21 protein-coding genes and 4 tRNA genes are annotated in these 19,190 nt (G+C 59.3%); 16 read left to right on the top strand and 9 right to left on the bottom strand.

Features of this window, described 5'->3' with window-relative positions:
• Position 1 precedes the first annotated feature (1 nt).
• From QN222_RS00005 to QN222_RS00015, 3 genes are all read right to left on the bottom strand, one after another.
• Positions 2-74, bottom strand: a tRNA-Glu gene (locus tag QN222_RS00005).
• A gap of 139 nt (positions 75-213) precedes the next feature.
• Positions 214-1,545, bottom strand: coding sequence for a D-Ala-D-Ala carboxypeptidase family metallohydrolase (locus QN222_RS00010; RefSeq protein WP_283960542.1), 1,332 nt, complete (start codon positions 1,543-1,545; stop codon positions 214-216).
• Positions 1,546-1,958: 413 nt separating this feature from the next.
• Complete coding sequence (locus QN222_RS00015) at positions 1,959-2,399, bottom strand: VOC family protein (RefSeq protein WP_283960543.1); 441 nt, start codon at positions 2,397-2,399, stop codon at positions 1,959-1,961.
• Between the two features lie 194 nt (positions 2,400-2,593).
• On the opposite strand from QN222_RS00015, the gene QN222_RS00020 reads away from it, so the two are divergent.
• From QN222_RS00020 to QN222_RS00040, 5 genes are all read left to right on the top strand, one after another.
• Entirely contained in the window at positions 2,594-3,172 is a 579-nt protein-coding gene (locus QN222_RS00020; RefSeq protein WP_136507073.1) for a cold-shock protein, read from the top strand.
• Positions 3,172-3,651, top strand: coding sequence for a DUF192 domain-containing protein (locus QN222_RS00025; RefSeq protein WP_283960544.1), 480 nt, complete (start codon positions 3,172-3,174; stop codon positions 3,649-3,651). The genes QN222_RS00020 and QN222_RS00025 overlap by 1 nt, the downstream gene beginning before the upstream one ends.
• A 79-nt stretch (positions 3,652-3,730) precedes the next feature.
• A tRNA-Pro gene (locus QN222_RS00030) sits at positions 3,731-3,807 on the top strand.
• A gap of 404 nt (positions 3,808-4,211) precedes the next feature.
• Positions 4,212-4,517, top strand: coding sequence for an ETC complex I subunit (locus QN222_RS00035; protein WP_136507071.1), 306 nt, complete (start codon positions 4,212-4,214; stop codon positions 4,515-4,517).
• A gap of 35 nt (positions 4,518-4,552) precedes the next feature.
• Positions 4,553-4,629 (top strand) — tRNA-Arg (locus tag QN222_RS00040).
• Positions 4,630-4,732: 103 nt separating this feature from the next.
• Here QN222_RS00040 and QN222_RS00045 read toward each other — a convergent pair.
• Entirely contained in the window at positions 4,733-5,647 is a 915-nt protein-coding gene (locus QN222_RS00045) for a sterol desaturase family protein (RefSeq protein ID WP_283960545.1), read from the bottom strand.
• A 775-nt stretch (positions 5,648-6,422) separates the two neighbouring features.
• On the opposite strand from QN222_RS00045, the gene QN222_RS00050 reads away from it, so the two are divergent.
• The 6 genes from QN222_RS00050 to QN222_RS00075 all read left to right on the top strand — a co-directional run bounded on the left by QN222_RS00050 (position 6,423) and on the right by QN222_RS00075 (position 10,102).
• The gene (locus QN222_RS00050; RefSeq protein ID WP_283960546.1) at positions 6,423-6,557 is read left to right on the top strand and encodes a hypothetical protein; all 135 of its coding nucleotides are present in this window, start codon (positions 6,423-6,425) and stop codon (positions 6,555-6,557) included.
• A gap of 778 nt (positions 6,558-7,335) precedes the next feature.
• A complete protein-coding gene (locus QN222_RS00055; protein ID WP_283960576.1) occupies positions 7,336-8,127 on the top strand; it encodes a DUF1236 domain-containing protein in 792 nt (263 codons plus the stop codon).
• 161 nt (positions 8,128-8,288) lie between these two features.
• On the top strand, positions 8,289-8,522 hold the full coding sequence (locus tag QN222_RS00060; protein ID WP_283960547.1) for a hypothetical protein: 234 nt from the start codon (positions 8,289-8,291) through the stop codon (positions 8,520-8,522).
• The gene (locus QN222_RS00065) at positions 8,504-8,704 is read left to right on the top strand and encodes a hypothetical protein (protein ID WP_283960548.1); all 201 of its coding nucleotides are present in this window, start codon (positions 8,504-8,506) and stop codon (positions 8,702-8,704) included. Before QN222_RS00060 ends, QN222_RS00065 begins: the two co-directional genes overlap by 19 nt.
• A 131-nt stretch (positions 8,705-8,835) precedes the next feature.
• Positions 8,836-9,171: a hypothetical protein gene (locus QN222_RS00070; protein WP_283960549.1), complete on the top strand. Its 336-nt coding sequence runs from the start codon at positions 8,836-8,838 to the stop codon at positions 9,169-9,171.
• Positions 9,172-9,643: 472 nt separating this feature from the next.
• On the top strand, positions 9,644-10,102 hold the full coding sequence (locus QN222_RS00075) for a BA14K family protein (protein ID WP_283960550.1): 459 nt from the start codon (positions 9,644-9,646) through the stop codon (positions 10,100-10,102).
• 571 nt (positions 10,103-10,673) lie between these two features.
• Here QN222_RS00075 and QN222_RS00080 read toward each other — a convergent pair.
• Together QN222_RS00080 and QN222_RS00085 are read right to left on the bottom strand one after the other, a co-directional pair.
• Entirely contained in the window at positions 10,674-10,937 is a 264-nt protein-coding gene (locus QN222_RS00080) for a hypothetical protein (RefSeq protein WP_283960551.1), read from the bottom strand.
• Positions 10,938-11,181: 244 nt separating this feature from the next.
• Positions 11,182-11,829: a porin family protein gene (locus QN222_RS00085; RefSeq protein WP_283960552.1), complete on the bottom strand. Its 648-nt coding sequence runs from the start codon at positions 11,827-11,829 to the stop codon at positions 11,182-11,184.
• Between the two features lie 273 nt (positions 11,830-12,102).
• On the opposite strand from QN222_RS00085, the gene QN222_RS00090 reads away from it, so the two are divergent.
• The gene (locus QN222_RS00090; RefSeq protein ID WP_283960553.1) at positions 12,103-13,107 is read left to right on the top strand and encodes a GlxA family transcriptional regulator; all 1,005 of its coding nucleotides are present in this window, start codon (positions 12,103-12,105) and stop codon (positions 13,105-13,107) included.
• Between the two features lie 35 nt (positions 13,108-13,142).
• Here the strand turns inward: QN222_RS00090 and QN222_RS00095 are convergent, their stop codons facing one another.
• Together QN222_RS00095 and QN222_RS00100 are read right to left on the bottom strand one after the other, a co-directional pair.
• The gene (locus QN222_RS00095) at positions 13,143-13,442 is read right to left on the bottom strand and encodes a hypothetical protein (RefSeq protein WP_283960554.1); all 300 of its coding nucleotides are present in this window, start codon (positions 13,440-13,442) and stop codon (positions 13,143-13,145) included.
• Positions 13,443-13,781: 339 nt separating this feature from the next.
• Positions 13,782-13,857 (bottom strand) — tRNA-Lys (locus QN222_RS00100).
• A 303-nt stretch (positions 13,858-14,160) separates the two neighbouring features.
• On the opposite strand from QN222_RS00100, the gene QN222_RS00105 reads away from it, so the two are divergent.
• Entirely contained in the window at positions 14,161-14,907 is a 747-nt protein-coding gene (locus tag QN222_RS00105; protein WP_283960577.1) for a cytochrome c biogenesis CcdA family protein, read from the top strand.
• A gap of 110 nt (positions 14,908-15,017) precedes the next feature.
• The gene (locus QN222_RS00110; protein WP_283960555.1) at positions 15,018-15,980 is read left to right on the top strand and encodes an AEC family transporter; all 963 of its coding nucleotides are present in this window, start codon (positions 15,018-15,020) and stop codon (positions 15,978-15,980) included.
• Here the strand turns inward: QN222_RS00110 and QN222_RS00115 are convergent.
• A complete protein-coding gene (locus QN222_RS00115; protein WP_283960556.1) occupies positions 15,948-17,159 on the bottom strand; it encodes a UbiH/UbiF family hydroxylase in 1,212 nt (403 codons plus the stop codon). The two genes, QN222_RS00110 and QN222_RS00115, sit on opposite strands and share 33 nt — an antisense overlap.
• Before the next feature lie 278 nt (positions 17,160-17,437).
• Between QN222_RS00115 and pcsA the strand changes: the two genes are divergently transcribed.
• Together pcsA and QN222_RS00125 are read left to right on the top strand one after the other, a co-directional pair.
• Entirely contained in the window at positions 17,438-18,163 is a 726-nt protein-coding gene (gene pcsA / locus QN222_RS00120) for a phosphatidylcholine synthase (RefSeq protein WP_283960557.1), read from the top strand.
• A 9-nt stretch (positions 18,164-18,172) separates the two neighbouring features.
• Positions 18,173-19,150, top strand: a complete 978-nt coding sequence (locus QN222_RS00125; RefSeq protein ID WP_283960558.1) for a quinone oxidoreductase — start codon at positions 18,173-18,175, stop codon at positions 19,148-19,150.
• Positions 19,151-19,190 lie beyond the last annotated feature (40 nt).

A 19,190-nucleotide genomic window follows, 5' to 3' on the forward strand; every position in this document is an offset into this window, starting at 1 on the left:
GCACGCCCAACGGGACTCGAACCCGTGTTTCCGCCGTGAAAGGGCGGCGTCCTAGACCGCTAGACGATGGGCGCCCAAGACGAGGTGGCTTATAGAGAGGCCTTTGGATTCCCGCAAGCGGCTAAATTCATTTTTCTCAAAAAAATGACAGCGCGATCGAACGGGCTTTCTTCACGATTTGTGAGAGCTTTTTGGTACCTCGATCGCGACCCGTCAGCTCTTGCGCCGACGGCAGCGCCAGTTCCAGTCGCGCTCGGGACCGATGTCGATGTGGACCGATTCCGTGTGACAATAGGTGCCGACGCCGCCGCGGCCCGGAATGCTGCGCAGGAAGCTCGCGAGTTCCCACTTGTTGACACCCTTGACCTGGATGTCGGCGGCTGCGCATCGCGTGTGGAGAGACTGGCGTTTCCGGTTGACCTTGATCGCCCGCAGTCCGGAGGTCACCATAACCTTCTGGCCGTAGTGCCTCTCGACCGTCTTCAGCATCTCGAGAAGCTCTGGCCTGAAGCAGCCGGTTTCCACCCTCTCTGTCTGCAACACGAGGCCGTTCGGCGCGAGACGGGCGAGGCCGGACAGTGCCGCCGTCTGGACTGGTGCGTCCTCCTCGTCGGCGACGTGATCTTCATGCTCCATGCTGAAAAGCGGATTCATGTTGACCCCAGGCAACGAACTGTAGGCGAGCGAGGCGACTTGCGGCTGGCTCGCATCGCTCGCGGTGATGGTCTTCTTCTGCGTCTGCTGGACGGTGGGTTCGCCGTCTGACCGCGGCTTCTCCTTTCGCTTCGGTGCAAAGAGGCTTGCAAGCGTCCAGGTCTTGGTCCTTTGCTGCGTCTCACCCTCTTTTTTCGCCGGATCGACCGGTTGACCGGGATTCGCTTGCGGAAGCGTCGCCGGATCCACCGAGGCAACTTCTACCGGCTGCAACTCGACCGGCACTTTTCCGGACAGTGCAGCTTGCGCGCTGAGCGGGAGCGGAACGACGAGCGGAAGGTCGGCGTCTGTCGCCGGCTCGCTCGCGGCCGCCCCTGCAACGGTCGGCTCTTCAGCCTGCGTCTCGTTGTTGGCGCCCTCTTGCGGTGGGGCGGCGGGCTCGGCCATGGTTTGCCCGTTGCTGAAGAGGCTATTGTTTGTCGCATTGACTGCTGTTGGTTGCGTCAGGACAGCGTTGCCGCGGGCTGCACCTGCCGCCTGGTTGGCATCCGTTTGGCCATCAGCCGTGGCGGTGGGGGTTTGTCCGTAAATGCTGGACGAGGCGGCGCGAAGGCCCGTGCTCTGCATCGTCAACGATTGCTGTGTCGCCGCCGGATCGGTCTGGGCGGCAACGCCCGTGGCCTGCGGCACGGCCGTTCCGGAGTCGGCCGCGGTTTGCGCCTCGCCGCTTTCGGTCGCCGCCTGCGTCGGTGTCGCCGATTGCTGCGGCTTAAGGGAAGCCACCTCGTCGCCGGCCGACGACATGCAACCTGCCAATGCGAATAATGATACGGATAACGCGGCCGCGCGTCCGAACGTCACGAACGCGCATTTCCCCTCCAGATGTTGCAACGTCTTATCCCCGCTCTCCGTGCACGTCTGAGGCTTTCGTCCTCGCACATGCATTAAGTCTCAGTTCCGAAACATCGCCCCAGAACAAACAACTCATTTTCCTCGCGGTGAGCAAAAGCCACACCACGGGAAAGGTCAGGCCAAGTAAAGGGCTTTGGCGCCGCAATTGATTGCGAAGCAGAACCCCGTTTCAACGTCTGGTGCGCAAAGTTAATGAACATCGCGCAATTTGTAAACCTGCACTAACCTTTTCGTGCCTTCACGATAGATACGCAAAAAAGGCCCGGCATCCTGGCCGGGCCGAAGATCATTCGTCGATGTGTCCGATCTTTCGGGCTTCGCCTTGGGTGCCGTGCCAAGCGGACCACGCCGATGACACGGTTGGAAGCTACTCAGCCGAAATTGCGCGGAGCTTACCAGCTGCCGGTATTGGCCATCGAAGCCCAGGGCTCCTGCGCGGGTAGATGCTCGCCTTTCTGAAGGATCTCGAACGAAATTCCGTCCGGTGAGCGGACAAACGCCATGTGCCCGTCGCGCGGAGGACGGTTGATGGTCACGCCGTTGTCCATCAGATGTTTGCAGAAGCCGTAGATGTCGTCCACTTCGTAGGCGAGATGGCCGAAGTTGCGGCCGCCCGTATAGTCCTCGGTGTCCCAGTTATAGGTGAGTTCGAGGCAGGGGGAGCCTCCGTCCTTGGCCTGGTCGACGTCGCCGGGCGCGGTAAGAAAGACCAACGTGAATCGGCCTTTTTCGTTTTCGTACCGGCGGATTTCCTGGAGGCCGAAGAGCGTGCAGTAGAAGTGAAGAGCCTGGTCCAGGTCCTTTACACGAACCATCGTGTGCAGATAGCGCATTGGGTTGTCCCTGTTTCTGAGAATATGTCGTATACTTAGCCTGCAGCAAGCCAGAGGCAAGGCTGCGTCCCCATAAATGACCCCGGCCAAAATATGTCGAGGGACTTGCGCATGCGCGGCGGGACGATGTTATTCTGGTCACTAAGAATCAGTTAACCGTATCAAGAGTTGCGCGTAAACGAGGGGCTGGGAGAATGGCGGATAGAACATCTTCGAAAGACGTCATCCACAATGACGACTTTGGCAATGACGCCCTTGACCTCATCGAAATTACAGGCGTTATCAAGTGGTTCGACGTGGCCAAGGGCTTCGGCTTTATTGTGCCCGACAACGGCATGCAGGATGTATTGCTGCATGTTACCTGCCTGCGGCGCGACGGCTATCAGACGGTTCTTGAGGGTGCGCGCGTCGTCGCGCTTGTTCAGAAACGGGACCGCGGATACCAGGCTTTCCGCATTCTCTCGATGGATCAATCGACTGCCGTCCATCCTTCTCAGCTTCCCCCGGTCAGAACACATGTTCAGGTTACGCCGACCAGTGGCCTCGAACGCGTGCTCGTAAAGTGGTTCAACCGCACCAAAGGTTTTGGCTTCCTGACACGGGGTGAGGGGACCGAAGACATCTTCGTGCACATGGAGACGCTGCGCCGTTTCGGGCTCACGGAACTGCGGCCCGGCCAGGTGGTGTTGGTGCGCTTCGGCGACGGCGAAAAGGGTCTGATGGCTGCGGAAATTCATCCCGACGGTCCGACGCCAACCAACCGGTCACACTGATGGCTTCGTCTCTCCGCATATCTGCAAGAAGCGCCGTCGCGGCGCTTTTTTTGTTTTCGTTGTTCGTTTCTGCGGTTTTCGCCGACGTTTCCTTTGGGCGCGACAAGTTGCGTCTTTTGACCGGGACTGGCGCCCATGACCTGACGGTCGAACTCGCGGTCGACCCGGGCCAGCGCGAGCAGGGGCTGATGTATCGCCGCCAGATGGCCCCGGATCACGGCATGCTGTTCGATTTTGGCGAGACGCGTCGGGTGATGATGTGGATGAAAAACACTTACCTGCCGCTGGATATGCTCTTTGTCGCGCGCGATGGAACGGTTCGCACGATTCATGAAAACGCCGTGCCCTTGTCCGAGACAATCATCGATTCCGGTGAGCCGGTGGCGTTTGTACTCGAGCTCAACGCCGGTACGGTGAAACGACTCGGCATAGAGCCCGGCGACCGCCTCGAAGGTTCCCGGATCCCGGCCGCAAATTGAGTGCGCCGCGACCTACTGCTGGGCACAAAATTCATGTTGCAGGCACGAGGCGAAGCGTGTATCTCCGCCCTCGTTGGTACGGAGTGTAGCGCAGTCTGGTAGCGCATCTGGTTTGGGACCAGAGGGTCGGGAGTTCGAATCTCTCCACTCCGACCACTTAATTCCCCTGAAATCATTGATATTTCGCGTTTCGTTTGATGATTTTCAGACGCCAGTGTGCGAGCACGGGATGAACCAGTGACGTAGAAGAGAAGTTCGCCTCTGATCCGCTTCTGCTGGTTCGCATCCAACCGCGTAGCCGCGCCGGTGGCGCATTGCCAGTGCGGCATCGCAAGCTGTCGGAAAAGCGTCATTTTCCCGTCATCGGTCATTCCGTTTTGGATCAATCTGCGCTAAGGGAAGACGCACGGCGGGACTAGAGCCATGCCGTGCTGCTGCACAATTCCTTAATTGGAGTCGATTTAAGCTCGGGAATTATGCAGCAAATAGACGTGTTGCAGCGATGGTTGGCGTGTCAAAGCCACGGCGCTGCGATGGATAAACGGGAGCCGTTCAAGACAATGTCCGCGAAGATCTATCGTCCCGCAAAGACAGCCATGCAGTCCGGCAAGGCCAAGACGCATCTGTGGGTGTTGGAGTTCGATCAGGAAAAGCCGCGTACCATTGACCCGATCATGGGATATACAAGCTCTGGCGACATGCGCCAGCAACTGCGGCTCACCTTCGAAAGCGCGGAACAGGCAATCGCCTACGCTGAGCGCAACGGCATAGACTACCGCGTGATCGCGCCGAAGGATTCGACGCGCAAGAATGTGTCCTATTCGGACAATTTCCGTTTCAACCGGATGCAGCCCTGGACCCACTGAGGTTCTGGCAAGTCCGCAAGAGGGCAACGCCCTACGGCCCCTTAGCTCAGCTGGATAGAGCACCTGCCTTCTAAGCAGGTTGTCGCAGGTTCGAGTCCTGCAGGGGTCGCCAAACCACCATGTAACTATTTGATTTTATTTAAGGTGAGACAGAACAGGGTCATCGGTGCGACTGTTCGCAAGGCGTTCTGAAGCGGCCTTCGGCGGAGCGCTCCTTACCGGCTTCCTTCGCGAAGACCTCGGCCATCGGGAGCAGGCTCCAGCCGTACAGTGCCATCGCCGGGCCCGTGTTCCTCCGTGGCTGGTGGCTCATCGGAGGCGCATCCTTTTTTCTCTGGGCTGCGCTCGGCCGCCTGAAGTAGATTGCCGCCACCGGCCTCACTGAATTTGAGCGGCGGTCCCTCATGCTCGAACTTCCTCACGCGCTGGTCGTAGCTCGGCGAAATCGTGCCCAGCACCCGGTCCCAGAACGAGAAATAGTTGCCGTAGTTGTACCGAAATCCCGAATGGTGCTGATCATGGAAACTCGTGCACAGCAAAGGGGACGGATAACGCGTTGTCGATGAGGCGAAATACTCGAACCCACAATGTCCGAACATGCCGTTGAAATGTTCGAACAGCCTTTGTCCGATGAGAATCGCTGGCGGAAACGGGACGACAAAGACGATTACGGCTGAGAACCCCTGCAGTAGAAAATTGTCGAAGACATCCTCCGAATAGGTGCTCCAGATCGTTGGTGCGACACTCTTGTGATGAAGCGCGTGCAGGGGGTAGAGCCACTTCGTATGGAGCAGCCGGTGCATGAAATAGAACCAGGTGTCATAGAGAAACATGCACAGGACAAAGAGCGGCACCGCCGCCCACCAAGTGAGGGCCCAGGGCGCCGGCGTCCAACCCTTTTGCTGGGCGTAGAGGCCGATGGTCAGCGGCAGGCAAGCGCTGAACATCGAAGCGAGGCTCTGGCGGATTTCCGCATTGCGGCGTTTGTCGGACCCGCGCCCCTTCTGAATCTTCCGCTCAGGATTGCGGTTGTTGACCCAGGTGAGACCATAACCAAGGGCGAAATAGGTAACGACTGTCGTGGCGTAGAATCCGAACAGAAACAGAAGATAGAACAGTTCGTCCGACATCGGCACCCCACAGCCCGAGCCAAATCGTGCCGCTGGAAGATGCCATGCTGTTTCGGCAATTCAAAGTGGAAATGCGCGTCGGCAAGACGGAGGGAGGTTGCCGCAGCCGAGGCCCCCATGTGGAGGGCCTCCATTTGGAGATATTTCTCGATCCCGCCCGCGGACCCCTCCCGCCCGAGATCGCTGTTCCAGACGAGATCCGGCCGCGTGTTGACGGCGGTTGAATTGCGCTCCCCGTGCCAGCCTACAAAACCCGCTCTCTGGAGGCGGATTGTACGTGGCTAAGAGAACTGCAACGCGGGCTGCTCGCTCAGGCTGACGAAGGGGAAGGTCTGATCCCGGGATTCCGGTATGCAGCAACGGCAGACGAGGATCGGCCCGGTCATCGTAGCGCGGGAGGCTTCAACCTGCGCAGTAGCTTTCGGGTGTTCACGTTGACAAATCTAGATTTAGCGATCTCTAAACGTTGAATGAACGCAACGCGAACAATCGCCAAACGGTTGTGGAACGCTACATATTCGTCACATTGGTGTAGGCTGTCACGGGATTCATCACCGCCTCTCTCGTCAGCCGTCGATTTCGAATCACCCTCTTCGATATGGCCTTTCGGCAATCCTATCGGCCGCTGGCGAGACTCTCAAAACACTGGCCCTCGTGCAGGCGAAACCGCGTATACACGGACCCCTTGTGCGGCCCTCAACCACTAAAATCTGAGAGTTGAGCCGAGATGATGGAACCGCCACTATTCCTTCTGCCTAAATTCGGGGAGATGACTATGGACGCTGATCTGACCGAGTTGTTCATGGGGATAGGTGCGGCATTGCTCGTGCTTGTGACATTGGTCGCGATTGCGCCCGAGGTCGGGGGGCCGACGGATACCGTTGCAGTCTCTATTGCTTCTGCATGGTAGGAAGTCTTTCCTGCGGCGTTTCGACGTGTGGTCGGCGTCAAACCGCCCCGCCTGCAACGGGATTGACCTCCGATTTCTCGCTTGTGTCCTTGCGCCCGGTGGCTGAACGGTGGTCGGCGCGATCGACGATGGGTTCCTCATCGGCGACCCGTGCAGCGGCACCAATCAACAAAAAAGGCCGGGCTGAACCCGACCTTCCTGTAGCCATTGCCAGTACATCCGTGGTCAATGACGATGTTGCTGTTTTCTTAGTTGCTGAACGTGACGAGAGCGTGACAAAGGCGTGATGCGATCAGTCGTCCCGGTATCGCAGATCATGGTGGATGAAGCCGACGAGAGCGTCTTGATGCCGAGCCGTTGACCGGCCATCACAGTTGAGATGCGTCCGCAGGCATTTAAACGTTGCGCATGCGGCCGCTGCCAGCGGTCAAAGCGACATCGCGCCCGAGTTCGGCTTCCCGACGCAACGCGCTGAACCATCGCCTCAACGCGAGGAGAAATGAAGGTCCCAGAACGGGGCAGAAGGGACTATTGGGGCGTCGCTCTGGGACCTCACGCGCTCACGCCGGCATTGGGGATAATCCGCCGTTGGCGCTCAACGGCTGCAATATGTGTCAGGAGGAACATTCCGCAACGACCCTAGGACTTATGGCTGTGCGCTTTGGGACGAAGGTCGGACACATGTCCTTTTTCGGCTACCTCCGGCGGGTTCGCCGGAACACTCTTGAACTCAACGGGTTCGGCTTCGGAAGGGATTTTATTTGGAGTACTTCCGATGATGAAAGGTATCCTCATAAAGAGCGCAATTGCTTTGAGTGTGGGCGTCGCCTACACGCCTGCTCTCGCGCAGACCGAGCAGCCGGCACAAGGTCAATCCACCGAATGCCCGCCAGGCACCGAATGTCCGCAGGGCGGTGCACAGGGGCAGCAGCCCGATGCACAGGGCGGCGCGGTGCAACCGAACGGTGAAGGTACAGGTCAGGGCCAGCCAGATCAACCCACGGACGAGCAACAGCCTGGCGCTGAGCAGGGTGGACAGCAGTTGCAGCAGGACCAGCAGCAGCAACCCGATACCGGGACGCCAGAGCAGCAACAGCAGCAAGATCAGGGGGCTCCCGAATCAGAGCAGCCGAACCAACCCGATGGCGAACAGCAGGCTCCGGAAGGCCAAACGGACCAGCAGCAGCCCGATCAAGGGCAGACCGACCAGCAGCAACCTGATCAGGGGCAGACCGAGCAGCAGCAGGGCGGAACCGATCAGCCCGCTGAGAGTGAACCGCAGCAGACCCAGAAGGGCGAGGCTACTGGCGGCGGCGATGTCAACGTGACGGTGGAGCAGAAGACGGAAATAACGCAGATCGTCAAGGAAGAGAAGGTCGAGCCTGTCGACGTTGATTTCAACGTGACGGTCGGTGCAGCCGTCCCCCAAACCGTCGAACTGAGGCCTCTCCCGCCGCGTATCGTCAGGATCGTGCCAAAATATGAGGGCTATCGCTTCTTCGTCTTGGCCGATGGCCGGATCGTAATCGTCGAGCCTTCGTCGCTTAAGGTCGTCGTGATCCTGGCATAGCGTCGCCAAACCAATAAGTCCGTTACGCCTTGCAGTGTGCCTCGACTTCGCATCCGCCCAAGTGGTCTTTCTGCCTTGGCGCGTGGCAGCCGCGAGTCTGACGGAGCAAGGCGGGCGGAACTTCTGGGCTTTAGCCTTGTTAGTCTGGTCGGGAGAAGCGCATGCCACCGCCAAAAGAGATGGATTTCGTGTTGGCCAGTCTTCCCTTGAGGATAGGGACCTATGTTCCCGATGATCTCATTGAAGACTGGTTCGCTCCAGGCAGAGGAATGAATCCGCCAGCTCCGGCAGCACTGGCGGAAGCTGCATCTTACGGCCGGCGATTCGAGTGTGAATTCAAGCATTATCCCGAGCGCAAGGAGGGCGTTTTCTGGAAATGGGTACCAGCGATTTAAATCAGGGCACATTGGAGGCGAAAGCGATCGCTGCGGTCGCCGAAGAGCTTGAACGGCAGGCAGCCGAAAATCCCTCGAAACTCAGTGTCCGCCGAACCAGGGGCAAACTCACCGTCAATGGTGAAATCGATGTCGACGCGGTGGTGATGGTGGTCGTCGGATCGATGGCAGGTGGTCCGTGATACAGAATTGACGGGCAGCCGGAGAGGCTGACGCGCCAACGGACTTGGAGAGCGGCTGCATCGGGAACTTTATCCGTTCCAGCACCGTTCAGCTTTAGAGACAACTTAAATGAGGACATGGAGGAGAAGCCATGAACATCGGCAAGGTTCTCGCGACCGGATTGACGATGGCTGGCGCCCTTATGGCCCTGCCATCCGCTTCGCCGGCCCAGTCTCTGGACTTGTACCTTGGCCCGGGTGGGCCTGATGTGCAGATGCGCGATCGAGACTATGACCGCGACAACTATCGATCTTATCGCGGTTGCAGCGAACGCCAGGCCATCCGTCGCGCCTATAGCCTGGGGTTGGATGATCCTGAGATTGAATCCGTTACCCGCAGGCAGGTCGTCGTTGACGGCGTCGGTCGCCGCGGTCGATACACGACCGTGTACTTCGCAAATCGACCAGGTTGCCCTCGTATAGGCTGAGGCCTGTTGGTCAGGCGGAAAGGTCGATGAGCGATCGTCTCCCGATCTCCCACTGACGTGGGTCGGGCTGAGACGGTTATGTTTACCGACAAGGCGCTGGCCGGTCGAATGGGGCAATAGACCGGCGGCGGTGCTTGCCGCAAGATCACTCGCCGCCAGGATATCGCGGACTGCGACGAATCACTGTTCGTCAGAATCTGGCACGGTCCGCCTACGGCACGTTGCGTCTATCAGGCGCGACAGGATGCTGTAGCACTTTGAATCGCTGCATGTCCTATCCCCAAACCGGCTAGGATTTAAGATAAACATGCAGTGGCCCTTCCAGGCCTTGACCACTAAGACGCGACCGGCAGCGCCATTGTGGCCAATTTCCTCACGATGCGCGTTTTAATCGACTTCCGTGGACGTTCATGCCCGGTTCAGTCTCGGCAGGGAAAGATCGCCCGATCGGAAACCAGATTCGGTGATATGAATGAAGAAGATCGGTGTATTCGTCCTTGCGGCGGTTACGGCATTCACCAGCTACACATCGGCTCAGGCCATGCCCCTTGCGCCAGTGTCGCAGTCGAACTCGAGCGGGATAGAATTGGTCCACCATAGGCCATGGCACCATGGCGGACCGCGTCACGGTTGGCGCGGCAACGACGGCCCTCGTTATAGCCATTACAACGGTTACCGCGGTTATCGCTACCGGCGGGACGGGTATCGTCGGCACAGTGACGGATGGTGGTATCCGTTGGCGGCGTTTGGAGCGGGCATGGTCATTGGCGGTGCGATCGCAGCGCCGCCACCGCCGCGACGCGTCTATACGGATGCGAGCCGTGCTCATGTCGATTGGTGCTATGCGCAGTACCGCTCTTACCGGGCGTACGACAACAGCTTCCAGCCTTACTACGGGCCCCGCCAGCAGTGCGTTTCGCCCTACTACTAAGCACGCCCGAACTGATTGTTACGTGATGTGCTGAATCAATCAGCAGTTCAGTGTGTCACCGCGCCGTGCGTCTTAAGTGACGTGCGGCGCGGTTCATCCAACAGACGGTCGCGGCGAGTAGGAAAGCCTACTGTGGCGTCGCGGGTTGCTGTGGCGTTGCTGGTTGGGCTGGCGTTTCCGGTTGCGCTGGCGTTGCCGGTTGCTGTGGCGTTGCCGGTTGCTCTGGCGCTGCCGGAGGCGTTGCTGGTTCCGTCGTCGTTGGAGCAGGAGTCGTTTCGGTTGTCTGTGGACCGGTTCCTGGCATCAGATATATTACGGCAAGGATGATGAGTGCGACAACGATGATGCCGATGACCACATTTCTGTTCATGGCGACTCCTCCTCAGGTTGGTCGTCTCAACGTGAATATTGGGCCAGAAGTCAGATTTTTCAACCAGTAAGAATTAAAGGCGCCCTCAATCTACCGAAGACTGCAGCGGCGTTCTTAGATCATGCTAGCAGTAGAGGGCCTTGATTTTACAATGATTCGCGCGGAACTTGTACTGCGTTTGCTGCTCCGCGGGCAGGATTCTTATTCGGTCTTTGGCGGAACTCGTCGATCCAAGAGCTTCTGGAAGATTTCCGCCTGCTTTTCCGCAGCTGAACGAATCGCGGCGAGATGATCGAGCATCGAGCCGAAGGCAACAAGAACGAGTCCGCCGGCTATTGCTGGGAACGCCCAAGGGAGCACGGTAAGCAGGGTCCTGATGTCGAGAGAGGGTACCAGCGTCATTGCAAGCAAAGCGAGCGTGCCGATCGCGATGACGCCGCCCAGAAATTCGAGAAACTTTCCCATTGTTCCTCCCGGTTTTTTGTTTGCCTTCGCACTTTGGTTCCCCCGGCACATTGCCTGATACCTGGCGCCCGGCTGGTGGTCCCGTCCTCAGAAAAAACCCCCGGTAATTGGGGCCGGGGGCGTCGATCGAAATGATCTTACTGCATATTCCCGTAAATCGTAGCCGATTTAAAGAAACAGGCAGCCCACGCAAAGTGCTACAGCGTCCTTTGCGGGTCTGATAAGACGTGTTGCGCTGTAGCCGTCAGAATTTCACGCCGACACCCACTGTGAACTGATGTTGGTCGAGATCGACATTGACACCGTCGATGTCCTCGTCGCCGAAATCATTGTAGCGATACTCGGCGCGACCGAAGACGTTGCTGGTGAAGCCATAATCGACGCCGGCTCCGATAGTCCAGCCGTTGAAGGTCTCCTTCTCCTTCGGCGCGCCGGGAACGTCGACGAAGCCGCGGGTCACCGCCCAGCCGCCGGTCGCGTACAGCAAGGCCTTTTCGTTCAAGGTGTAGCCAACGCGTCCGCGCACTGATCCGGAGACGTCGGTTCCGACCTTGGTGTTCGCGCCAAAGGCGTTGATGGTCTTGTCGTTCCAGTTGTAGGTGACATCTCCTTCGATACCGAGGACCCAGTCACCGTGCTGGTAGTTGTAACCGGCGAATGCGCCCAAGAGGCCGCCATTGAAGTCTTCCGACGCGCTTGCCCCGGGGACACTTAAATCGCTGTTGAGCCATCCGCCGCCGCCTTGAAGGCCGACATAGCCGCCGGTCCAGACGAATGTGGGGGCAGCTTCGACAACCGGCGCTGGCGCTGGAGCCTCCGTCAGGTCTGCTGCGTTAGACGTTCCTGCCAGCAGCGACGCGCCGAAGATCGCAACAAGCATGGTTCTGCTCATCCAGATGCCTCCGTTGTCTAATTGCGAAGAGTATCAACTAATGGGGAACGAGTCTGCCAAAAATCAGTTCGGTCGCATCCCACGCATAGCGCAAAGAAAACGGACCGGCGGGGTTGGATTCCGACCGGCCCGTCCCGGAAAAATCGCGGAAAGGGGAACGTCTCTGCGCGGGGCTGCAAAATGCCGCGCGAAGGGAGATCGATTGCCTGTCGATAATGCCTGAATCGCGATTTCGTAATTGACATATCACGCATAAAATTTGACGTTATCCGCATGTCAAAGCGCGTCGAAAAACAATCTCCGATTGAGGTTGTGGTTGTCGTCCTGCCCGAGTCGTCCATCATGTCGCTGGCCTCGGTGCTGGATCCGATGCGCGCGGCAAATCGCGTGGCCGGCAGACAGGTCTTTCGCTGGCGGCTCCTGTCCGGCGATGGAGAGGCGACGATGCTGACCTGCGGCGTTCCGATCAACGTCGAAGGTCGATTCGCGCCGCCGCTCGGCGGTGATCTTCTGCTGGTAATCGGAGGCTTCAATCTCAACAAGCATGCCGGCAAGCGGTTTCTCGCGACGCTGCAGGAGTGCGCCCGTCATTTCGATATCGTCGCGGGGATCGAATCCGGCTGCTGGTTGCTCGGGCGGTCGGGCCTTCTCAATGGCCGCAAGGCAACGGCGCACTGGGAAGAACTCGAGGATTTCAGCCAAACCTTTCCGGCGCTTACCGTTATCGGTGACCGCTTCGTAACCGACGGCAGATATTGGACCTCCGGCGGCGCTTCACCGACATTCGACATGATGCTGCATCTGATCACCGAGCGGTTGGGGCCGGCCCTGGCCCTCGATGTGGCAAGCATCTTCGTTTACGACCAGATGCACAGCGCTACCGATGTGCAGCCTTTCGTGTCGCTTGGCCGCATCGAGGCACGCGATCCGGAGCTTGCCGGCGCGATAAGGCTGATGGAACGCACGCTGGAGCGGCCATTGACCGTCGCGGCGTTGGCGCGGCGGCTATCCATCTCACGGCGCAAGCTCGAACTCCTCTTCGCAAGGGGGCTCTCGATCAGTCCCGCGGCCTATTATCTCCGCCTTCGGCTTCAGGTGGCGCATCGGCTTGTCCGCGATTCGGCTATTCCGATACGCGACATCGCCTTGCGTTGCGGCTTCGATAGCCTCTCCGCCTTCTCGCGCGCTTACAGCCGCGAATATCAATCGAGCCCGTTGAAGATGCGAAGTATCACCCGCGGAGAAATTTCTCGAGGCAGAGAAGTGGCACGATCATAGAAGGAATTCGCTCCCGGTTTCAGACGCGATAAGCGTCAGCGGGACGACCGGGCCGACGCGCTCGCGGCGCAGGCCCGTTCGAACTCCTTGACCGTTTCAGGCGTGTTGTCCCCGGGCAATACCGCGTCGGCGGCGTCGGTCTGGGCTGTGGCATCGCCCTCGTAGACATAGGACTGAATGTAGTAGGCGATTTCACCCTTCCAGACCTTGCGGCCGTCGATCTGCTCACAGGCAACAGCGTGTTCGAAGTCCGCTTGCAAGTCGTCCACCGAGGCGACGTTCGAAAGTACGTTCGTTGGCGCCAGGAGCGAAGCGACGAACAGGGCGGTAAACATTAGGGCTGTCCTTTTGACGCAAGCTGCAGAGGGAAACAGTTGGAGGGCTCATTAGTTCCATCTGATAGAGACCGGATTGCGCGCTTACGGAAGAGCGATTTTCGCGAGTCCGAGCGTTATCCGTCCTGCGATGTGTATGAGCCACAGTTCGAGATTCGTCGAATGTTAAGTATCGCCGAGTGGGGCGTGTGCCGCCTGAATGCCAAAATTATCGCAGTTGCCTTCGGTGGCGAGGCGAGGCACGCGGTGGCTGTGAAGGTCCATGGTCACCCAAATGTCGCCCTGGTGCGGAACATGACGCTTTACGTGAACTATCTTCGGTAAATTTTTGACTTTGCTTGGTGAGCGCGCAGGGATTCGAACCCTGGACCTACTGATTAAAAGTCAGTTGCTCTACCGACTGAGCTACGCGCTCCCGCGCCGCGGCCGCGAAGCCCGGCGGAAGTGGGCGGACATATGCACGCGAGCTTGGCTGCGGTCAACCTAAAAAATGCAATTACACCCCGCTTATGGATGCGGAGGGGAACGACCGGAAAGCGAGAATGCCGCCGATTCGCGTAAATGGCGTGGCGACATTCCGCGGAGCCGGATTCCATTGATTAGGTTTCGGTCAAAGGGGCGGGCGCGTGCGGCAAAATGATCGCCAAAAGGTGATTGGTTTCACTGTATAGGTATACGTATAGAAAGGGCGATATGCCGAGTGCCGGAGTTCTACCCTTTGTCCATTGCCGATATTTCCATCTGGACCGCCATTCTCGCAGGCGCGCTGTCCTTTCTTTCACCCTGCGTCCTGCCACTGGTTCCACCGTACCTCTGCTATATGGCCGGCGTCTCCGTGGACCAGTTTCGCGGTGGTGACACCGTCGCGATCGCCAGCACCCGACGCGCGGTGCTGCCGGCGGCGCTGTTCTTCACGCTCGGCTTCGCGACCGTCTTTGTGGCGCTCGGCGCGGGGGCGTCGTCGATCGGACTCTTGCTGCGGCAATACATAGACCTGCTGTCGCGCATCGGCGGCATCATCATCATCGTCATGGGATTGCACTTCCTCGGCGTCTTCCGCATTGGCCTGCTTGCCCGCGAGGCGCGCTTTCAGGGCGGCGGCAAGCCCGCGACACTGTCCGGCGCCTATATCATGGGTCTTGCCTTCGCCTTTGGCTGGACACCCTGCATCGGCCCTGTTCTCGGTACCATTCTCGGCGTCGCTGCCGCACGCGACACCGTAAGCGACGGCGCACTGCTATTGGCGGTCTATTCGCTTGGCCTTGCCGTCCCGTTCTGGATCGCCGCCGGGTTTTCCGGGGCGTTCATGCATTTTCTCTCGCGCTTCCGGCGCCATCTCGGTCTCGTCGAGAAGCTGATGGGCGGACTGCTCGTTCTGGCGGGCCTCGCCTTCCTCTTCGGCTTCATCAGTTCGGTTGCGATCTGGTTCCAGCAGACCTTTCCCATCCTGATGCAAATCGGTTAGAGCGTTCACCGTTTCATTGAAACGGTGAACGCTCTAACTCTTTGAAACAACGCAATTCCGGCGGGAAAACCGGAATTGTTTTAGGCACGGTAGCGGGTGGGGACGGGGACATGACCGAAATTGCAGGCCTGGTGCTGCCGTTCTTCGGGCTGATCTTTCTCGGCTATCTTACTGCTCGCCTTGTCGATCATCCCGGCGAGGCGATGGGCTGGCTGAATACGTTCATCGTCTACCTGGCGTTGCCCGCGCTCTTCTTCAAGCTGGTCTCGCGCACACCTGTCGAAGAGCTGACGCGCGCAGACTTTATCCTGACCAGTGTCGGGACGACCTATGTGGTCTTTGCCCTGATCTTCTCAGTCGGACTGTTTCTACGCCGGAACACGATTGCGGAGGCGACGATCCAGGGATTTGCCGCCGCCTATGGCAACATCGGCTACATGGGGCCGGGGTTGGCGCTGCTTGCGCTCGGTGAGGCTGCGGCTGTTCCGGTCGCGCTGATCTTCTGCTTCGAGAATGCGGCGCACTTTACCGTTGCGCCGGCAATGATGGCGGCTACGGGTGGTCGTAAGGAGCCACCCGTCATCCTCGCGCTCGGTATTATGCGGAGGATCGTGCTGCATCCCTTCATTCTGTCGACCTTCGCCGGTGTCGCGGCGGCGTTCCTCGCAGTACAGCCGCCAGTGCCGGTTCAGCGGCTGATCGATTATCTGGCGCAGGCGGCCGCTCCTTGCGCGCTATTTGCCATGGGCGTTACCCTGGCGCTGCGGCCGATCAAGCGGATCCCTGTCGAAATCGGCTACATCGTTCCGGTGAAGCTCGTTCTTCACCCCCTGTTGATGTATGTCGCGCTCAGCCTCGGCGGTGGCTACGATCCTGTCTGGGTGCAGACGGCCGTGCTGCTTGCATCACTGCCGACGGCGACGAACGTCTTCGTGATCGCCCACCAGTATCACGTCTGGCAGGAGCGCGCCTCGGCGACAATCCTCATTACGACGCTGCTTTCGGTCGCGACCGTAACCGGCTTGCTTTTTCTGATCCGGTCAGGCGCTCTTCCCGCTGATCTTTTCCCGTAGACCCTCCTTGAGCGCGTGAATCGCGCTGCCCGGATGAATGCCTTCGCGCATCAGCAGCCCGCGAAGCGGACCGGCCGACGAGAGCAGGTGCAAGCCGACAGCGCGCAGCGCCTGAACCGGAAGGAATCCGGAAAGCAGCGAGCGATTGAGAAGGTCGACGCTCGCGGTTCTGCTGACGATATCGATCCGCCTGCGGCTGTCGAACCGGTCGCCGGTGTCGGCCGGCAGCCTGCCGCCGGTCGACGATCCGACGAGTTCGACGAGCGTCATGACATCGCGCAGACTTAAGTTGAGGCCCTGGGCGCCGATCGGCGGAAAGGCATGGGCAGCTTCGCCAACCAGCATCGTGCGCCCCTTGCCGAAGCGGCGGGCCGTCATGCCCGAGAGCGGGAAGGACTGCGGGATGCCTTCTGCTGTAACCTTGCCGAGTATCGATTGTAGCCGACCCTCGATCGTCCGCGAAAGCACGTCCGGTGCAAGCTTCAGCCTCTCTTCCGCATCGCGCGGCTTCTGCACCCAGACGAGGCTCGAGCGGTTGCCGGGAAGCGGAACCTGGGTGAAGGGGCCAGCTTCGGTGTGGAACTCGGTCGACACATCATGGTGTGGAAGCTCATGGCCGAAATTCAGCACGACAGCCGTCTGCGGATAGGACCATGTGTGCACGGAAATGCCCGCCGCCTCGCGCACTGCCGAACGCCGCCCATCGGCGCCGATGATCAGGTCGGCAGTGATGGTTCTCCCGTCGTCGAGTCCGATCCGGACTTCCTCCTCCTCGAAGTCGAAGGTCGTTGCCGCCACCGTCATTCGGTCGAGCGTCGGCAATCCGGCTTCGTGCTTTTCCAGAATTTCAAGGAAGGGCGCATTCGGAATATTGTAGCCGAAGGCGTCCAATCCCACTTCCGACGCCCTGAAATTGACCGGCGGCGCGCGTAGCAGACGCTTTGTGTCGTCGATGATATGAATGGCGACGAGCGGCGCCGTTAGCGGCACGGTCTCATCCCAGAGCTGCAGCTTCTTGAGGTATTCGATCGACTGGTCCATGAGGGCGGTGGTGCGTCCGTCGGCGATCGCGGGCTTCGGCCCGACCAGCGCGACCCTGTGGCCGTTTCGCGCCAGCGCAATCGCGGCGAGCGAGCCGGCAAGGCCCGCTCCGATGATGACGATGTCATAGTGATCCATAGCCGACGGGCGCCTCTTCCCGTGCGCATCCCTGCGCATTCTCTTAAAGTCTCGGTAGTCGTTCTACTCGCATAGCTCATTGAAATAAATGGGCTGAATCAACGCGGAAGCAAGCGCCGCGTGTCCACAAGACAATTCCATCGCGATGCTTTTGCAGTTGAATTTTGCTGGCGATGCATTGCAAACGGTGCATATTACGGCCAAAGCGCCAGCGACGCGGTTAAAGTGTGGCCTTGGTCGCGAAAAGGCGGGGATGTAGGGGATAGGCGGCGTCGCCCATGAAGTTCTTTAATTACAGAAGAGTGCCCTATGCCGAGATAAGGGCATTCTCCGTCCACATCCTTACGGCCTCCGGTTCCTTCCTGGCTTTCCTTGGGGTCGTGGCGGCGGCTGAACATCGCTTCGTCGACATGTTCTGGTGGCTCGGGCTGGCGCTGCTCGTCGACGGCATCGACGGGCCGATCGCGCGCAAGGTGCAGGTCAAGGAAGTGCTGCCAAATTGGTCGGGCGACACGCTCGACAACGTCATCGACTACGTGACCTATGTCTTGCTGCCCGCATTCGCGCTCTATCAAAGCGGCATGATCGGCGAACCGTGGTCATTCGTGGCCGCCGGCGCCATTGTCGTGTCGAGCGCGATCTATTATGCCGACATGGGAATGAAGACGGACGAGTATTTCTTTTCCGGTTTTCCGGTCGTCTGGAACATGATCGTCTTCACGCTCTTCGTCATCCAGGCGGGCGAAGTGACGGCGTCGATCGTCGTTTTCCTTTCCGTCGTGCTGACGTTCCTGCCGATCAATTTTCTCCATCCCGTGCGTGTCGAAAGGCTAAGGCCGCTCAATCTCGGCGTTTTCCTGGCCTGGTCCGTGCTCGGCATGTATGCTCTGCTTCTGCATTTCGAGACACCCGACTGGGTGGCTATTGGCGTCGTGGCAACCGGGCTCTATCTCTACGTCATCGGCTTTGTTCTGCAGATATTTCCCAATCTCGGCCGCGCGTAGGAGTTGACCATGGCACAGGCGATCGTTGTTCGCGAACTCGGTGGACCCGAAGTTCTGAAGATGGAAGGCGTTACGCTTTCGCCGCCCGGGCCCGGCGAGGTCCAGATCCGGCAAGTGGCAATCGGCCTCAACTTCATCGACGTCTATTTCCGCACCGGTCTCTACAAGTCGGCGACAGGCTTGCCCTTCATTCCGGGCAAGGAGGGAGCGGGCATAGTCACCGCCGTGGGCGACGGGGTAAGCCTGTTCTCGATCGGCGATCGGGTTGCCTACGCCTCGGCCGATGGCGCCTATTCAAGCGAACGCAACGTCGAGGCCTCGCAACTGGTGAAGGTCCCCGACGGGATCAGCCTGGAAACGGCGGCCGCGATGATGCTGAAGGGCATGACGGCCCAATATCTGCTCAATCAGACCTTCAAGGTTGGCCCGGAGACGACTTTGCTCTTCCACGCGGCAGCCGGCGGCGTGGGGCTGATTGCCGGGCAGTGGGCGAAGGCGCTTGGCGCGACCGTGATCGGAACGGCCGGCTCGCAGGAGAAAATCGAGCTGGCGCTCGCGCACGGTTACGACCATGTCATCAACTACCGGACGGACAATTTCGTCTCTCGCGTCAAAGAGCTGACTGGCGGCCGTGGCGTCGATGTCGTTTACGATTCGGTCGGCCGCGATACCTACCCGGCATCGCTCGACTGCCTGAAACCACGTGGGCTCTGGGTCAGCTTCGGCAATTCTTCCGGGCCGGTAGAGGCGTTCAACATCGGTATCCTGGCGCAGAAGGGCTCGCTCTTTGCAACACGCCCGACGCTCTTCGCCTATGTCGCAACGCGACCGGCGTTGGAGGCATGCGCAAATTCCCTGTTTGATGTTGTGCAAAGCAACAAAGTGCGTATCAATATCAATCAGACCTATCCGCTTGCCGAGGCCGGCCGGGCGCATACGGATCTGGAAACAAGAAAAACGAGTGGAACGACGTTGTTGATTCCGTGACCGAAACCTGAAGGTGGGCGGGGATCAATAGAGGGGAAAA

This window comes from Sinorhizobium sp. 6-70 (assembly GCF_030124375.1).
GTDB lineage: Bacteria > Pseudomonadota > Alphaproteobacteria > Rhizobiales > Rhizobiaceae > Sinorhizobium.